General features: G+C 34.4%; 5 protein-coding genes. 1 reads left to right on the top strand and 4 read right to left on the bottom strand.

Annotated features, from left to right (window positions below):
• A partial coding sequence (locus H0X48_06810) for an E3 ubiquitin protein ligase (protein MBA3955000.1) occupies positions 1–302 on the top strand: 302 nt, incomplete at its 5' end.
• Positions 303–309: 7 nt separating this feature from the next.
• Here the strand turns inward: H0X48_06810 and H0X48_06805 are convergent.
• The 4 genes from H0X48_06805 to H0X48_06790 form a co-directional block, all read right to left on the bottom strand.
• Positions 310–816, bottom strand: a complete 507-nt coding sequence (locus tag H0X48_06805; GenBank protein MBA3954999.1) for a hypothetical protein — start codon at positions 814–816, stop codon at positions 310–312.
• A gap of 247 nt (positions 817–1,063) precedes the next feature.
• Positions 1,064–1,777, bottom strand: coding sequence for a hypothetical protein (locus tag H0X48_06800; protein MBA3954998.1), 714 nt, complete (start codon positions 1,775–1,777; stop codon positions 1,064–1,066).
• Positions 1,778–1,889: 112 nt separating this feature from the next.
• Positions 1,890–3,170: an ankyrin repeat domain-containing protein gene (locus H0X48_06795; GenBank protein MBA3954997.1), complete on the bottom strand. Its 1,281-nt coding sequence runs from the start codon at positions 3,168–3,170 to the stop codon at positions 1,890–1,892.
• Positions 3,171–3,266: 96 nt separating this feature from the next.
• A partial coding sequence (locus H0X48_06790; GenBank protein MBA3954996.1) for a PDZ domain-containing protein occupies positions 3,267–4,444 on the bottom strand: 1,178 nt, incomplete at its 5' end.

Genomic DNA, 4,444 nt, shown 5'->3' with positions numbered 1-4,444 from the left:
CGTTTATGAATAGTCCTAGCAAGTTAAGAGAGAGATTAAGCAACTTACTATCAAGCTCGGACTCTAATAGCAACTCAAATTCAAATGGTGGTGGAGACAGGTTACGTAGAACTTATTCTCGTTTGCCCCTTTCTGACGATGGCAATATTATAGAATGTCCTATTTGCTTAGAACCAATGGATGACTTAACAACTATAGAATATACTATTTGTATGCACCCGTTTCATGTGCACTGTTTACGAGAATGGTTACAAAAGAAAAACACGTGCCCTATTTGTATGACTGAGCAAGTTCAAGAGTAAAAGTATTTTAAAATGTTGAGAGTCTTTTATATTTATAATATATACAGGCAACTCTCCCGACAAGTATACCTGTGATAGTGACCGATACAAGAGTATTTAAATTAGCAAGTAAACAGGTATACTGTGATAAAGCATTTGTTGCTTGTACATAACCAAAAAAATACTTAATAGAAAAAATAACTAAAATTAGTACAAGCATTAAGCTATTACCTGGTAAAGTCACCAACCCTTTTTTTTTATCTATACTAATAGACGTATGACGTTGCAAAAGCCAGCCAATACTGCTACCTACAGAAAGACCACTAATCCACAAAACCAGAGATTTACAATCTGACATGTGTGCTAATGAAAACAAGCTCAAAGCAAAAAAAATTATTGGCAATATAAATAGCTGATAAAGTGGAACTGTATTAGTTTTCAAAGCGTCTATACCACGTGAAATAAGATATACTAAGAGCACATATACCCACCAAGGAGTTCCTTTAAGAGCTTCTATTACTTGAGCTATAAACATACTTTAATTCTTTCTTATGGATACTAAAAATACGTAAGTATTTTATCATAAACATGTAAGTGATATCTCCTCGACCTAAAGGAGGAGGCTTCTCGCTTCATAGGCCATAGCTTCAGATGAAGTCTTACACAGGCCTCCACGGGTACCAGATCATATCGTTATGATCTGGGGTATATCCAGCCACCTTTAACTTTTCAAAGAAGATCCCAATATCTTCTTTTGCTTTTATATCGCTAACTAGCTAATTTTAATCTAATACATCTTGTATATTACTAGCACGATCTCCATAAGGAGCAGTACCTTGAAACCATTTAATTACCGGTAGAGTTGCTATAGGATATAAAACATTATGTCCTGAAATTTGCATTGAACGGTACCATGAAGATTTTTTTGGATGTTTAGCATAAGCCATTTCATAAAATAAATTAATAGCCCCTTCAGTAGTATTGAGCAATTTCACTGCTTCTTTATCAGTTTCAGCTTCTAATAAGCGCAAGCAATAGTTTTCTAAAAGATCTAATGGAATATAGAACATTTTGTACTTTTTCTGGAATGCCTTAGCTATAAATTTTACTGCCCATTTTTTCAATCCAGTATAGTTTTTAATATCTATAAGTTGGCAACTAATTAAAAAAGCTTGCTCATCAGGTGTAAGCTCTTCCAGCCACTCTTTATTTATATAAAGACGATCAAAAACACCTGGAAATAAAGCAAAAGCAGAACGCCAGCCCCAGAAAAACTTAATCAGCACATTAGTATTTCTTACCGGTATCTTATAATTGCTTAAACCAACTTTTTCTTTTAGTTCTTTTACGATTTTTTTTTGCTCTGCAGGTACTCTTCCTCTACCATTAAGCAGATCTGCCACTACCCCTACTTTTAAACGCAACGTGTCTTTAAAAGCTAAAGACGAAAAAGGCATAAGTAAACCTAGTGCCACTACAAAAATTACATTATTCATATAAACCCTATTAGCTTGTATTGTTTTATAGATATATAGGGCAGTATATCAGTAGATTAATAAAATGAGAAATGGCAATATTTATCTAGGTAATTATTTTCTTGCTTTTCCCCTATAAGCAAGCAGGTTGTATATTCACAGCATAATCGGCTATTATTTTAATTATATCAACAGGTATATTTGTTAGGTGACAAGCAGATCTATTATTTTTAAGTAGACTTAGCAGTTTAGCAAAAAATACAAAGCGCTGTAAATTGACTTTTGTTTGTGATAACAATTTTATAAGTGCTGCTTTCTTTTTTAGAGCCATAAAATAGCATAACAGTTCAATACATGCTTGTTTGTTATTTTTCATTAGTTCTGTTTCAAAAAAATACCCTTCTTCAGCTTTATCTAAAGCAGTTTTTTCATCGCCATCTTGAATAAAAGGGTCGCTACCGGCCTCGAGTAGTAACTTTACCACATAACTATTACTTACTGCAGCAAAATGCAAAGGCGTTTCATTAAAATAGTTAGTTACATTAACCTGGGCATTAGCTCCTAACAAACACTTTACAACCTCTACATACTCTTTTTTAACAGCAATATGAAGTGGTGTAAGTTTTTGACTATCAGCTCGGTTAACCTCACTACAAAGTTTTAGTAGTCTTAATGCATTACTTTGGCAACTTTCATCGCCTTTTTTAAGAACAAGATGCAAAGGTGTATTACCGTGCTTAGAAAAGCTATCAACAAGAGCATTTCTCTCCAACAACAGCTCTACAACAGCTTGATTACTATTATTTAATGCTACATAAAGAGATGTTTCGCCTAATTGATTAGTGAGATTAATATCTGCGCCTGCATCAAGTAAAAGCATGACAAGATCTTTGCTTGCTTGGCCTGCAGCTAGATGAAGACAACTTGTGCCACCACGAGCTATCTTATTAACATCTGCACCAGCTTGTAAAAGACTTTTAACAACAGCCTCTTGGTTTTTAGCAGCTGCATTATGTAAAGCAACATAACCATATATGTCAGTTGCATCAACGTAGGCACCATAAGAAATAAGCATCTGCGTAATAAAGTTACTATTAATGGCAAAATGAAGCGCCGTTTCACTACGGCTTGTAGCTGCATTAACGTGTGCACCAGCACGCAATAACAGCTCTACACAAACAGTATGCTCACCCAAAACAGCTGCATGTAACGGTGTAATACTCTTGCTACTTTTATTTTCATCTATACCAAAACGCAAAAGCGTTTCTAGTTTCTTTTGATCCCCAAACTTAGCAGCAGAAAATAGCGCAGTCTCTTCATGTGTATTAGCTAACTCATACAAAATGTGAGAAAAATCCATACTCAAAGTTTCTAAAAAAAGAGAGCTTACGAAAATTAATAGATACTTTTTCATGATTTCTTTCAGTTAATGGCATAAAAAAGGGCGCCTTATGAGCGCCCTTGTATAGTATATATATACTATTAATAGTTAGTTAAAAACAATAGTGGATTAATGAGAACCTAGACTTTTAATGCCAGGAGTTGTAGTAAATTTACATTGGCGTGTTATTCTTGATTCATCAGTTAATAGTTTGTTTACTGAAAGTACGGTATTAATTTTACTTTTAGTAGTAATACCAATAACACCAGATTTTTTACTTTTTAGTAATGCTTTTCGAAGATCTACTAAAGTAGATACTTCTTGATCATTGATAGCACTTACAATATCTCCTGGATAAAAGCACTGTATTCTTTCAGCATATGATCCGGGCATTATAGAGGTAATAACAAGAGCACTTTTATGTGCGTTTTCAGGAGCTTTATATTCTCTTAAAGCAAAAGTATCGTGTAATACATCAAAGTGATTAGAGCGTAATTGCATTAGGCACATACCGCCAATAATCTCGTAATCAAGCTCTTGAGCTTCAAAGTCCGGATAAATTTTACGAATTGGCTCTAATGCAGGTGGAGTTAATGTCCCCTTAAGCTCTTTTCTTTGTCCCTTACGATACACAGTAAAAGAAAGCGGAGTATTAACTCTTAGATGAATTAAAAACTCTTTAAGTGATATTTTACGCGCACTACGCCATTCAACTATAACGTCACCAAAAGGATCAATAGTATAACCGTTAATTGAGTAAAGCATATCACCTGTACGCATTCCTGCTTTATAGGCTACTGAATCTTCTTGAACATCATTAATATAGACTCCAGCAGGCCAAGGATTTTTAAGTAATCTTGCTTGTTCTTCTGTTGTATAATTTGTAGCAATTCCTAAAGCTGGCTTATGTAATAGTTTTTGGGTAAATAAATCATCAAGCAAAATTTTTGCATAATTAATAGGCACAATATAACCCATATTCTGCATTTCTCCAAAATGGCCCGCAGTATTAATACCCACTACTTGTCCTTTTCTATTAAGCAAAGGGCCACCAGAGTTACCAGGGTTGATAGGAGCAGTAATATGCATGTATGAAGTATTAGTCTGCTCAAAATACTCTCTACCACCTAGCACACCAACAGTACTTTTAATATAACTTTGGCCTAAAGGATAACCTAAAGCAAGCACTGGTTCAACAAGTTTTAATTCTTCTGAATCACCTAGCTCTAAATAAGGGACTTTACCTAATTCTTGCAAAATAACTTTTTTGCCTTCAGGGGTAACTTTCAGCAAAGCTATATCAGATT

The organism is Candidatus Dependentiae bacterium (genome assembly GCA_013821315.1).
GTDB lineage: Bacteria > Babelota > Babeliae > Babelales > Babelaceae > JACDHA01.
The sequence above is the reverse complement of the archived record's forward strand: the minus strand, read 5'-3'. Positions and strand labels throughout refer to the sequence as shown.

Coding starts and splice junctions, on each gene's coding strand:
- H0X48_06805 (MBA3954999.1), bottom strand. CDS start 816: ATGTTTATAGCTCAAGTAATAGAAGCTCTTAAAGGAACTCCTTGGTGG.
- H0X48_06800 (MBA3954998.1), bottom strand. CDS start 1,777: ATGAATAATGTAATTTTTGTAGTGGCACTAGGTTTACTTATGCCTTTT.
- H0X48_06795 (MBA3954997.1), bottom strand. CDS start 3,170: ATGAAAAAGTATCTATTAATTTTCGTAAGCTCTCTTTTTTTAGAAACT.